The sequence below is a fragment of the Seonamhaeicola marinus genome (assembly GCF_008085455.1).
On the sequence record NZ_VSDQ01000266.1, the window covers coordinates 1 to 250 of the forward strand.

The following is a 250-nucleotide window of genomic DNA, read 5'->3' on the forward strand; positions in this document are numbered from 1 at the left end:
CTTGGTACAGTAATTGGTATGATATTATCAATTTTTGAAATTGCAAATTCAGGAGGTCAAATAGATATTAAGTTATTAGCCGATGGCTTATATACAGCCATGACAACCACTGTTGCTGGTTTAATTGTAGGTATTGTTGGTTATATAGCTTATAACCATTTGGTGGTTAAAACCGATAAGGTGGTTTATCAAATGGAAGCTAATTCATTAGAGTTTTTAGATCACCTAAACGAGCCAACATAATATGAAT

The 250-nt window shown here is 32.4% G+C and carries 1 protein-coding gene; it reads left to right on the forward strand.

Going from position 1 to position 250, the window contains the following annotated elements:
- Positions 1-243, forward strand: a 243-nt coding sequence (locus FUA24_RS03880) for a MotA/TolQ/ExbB proton channel family protein (RefSeq protein WP_187388152.1), incomplete at its 5' end; no start/stop codon positions are given.
- Positions 244-250 lie beyond the last annotated feature (7 nt).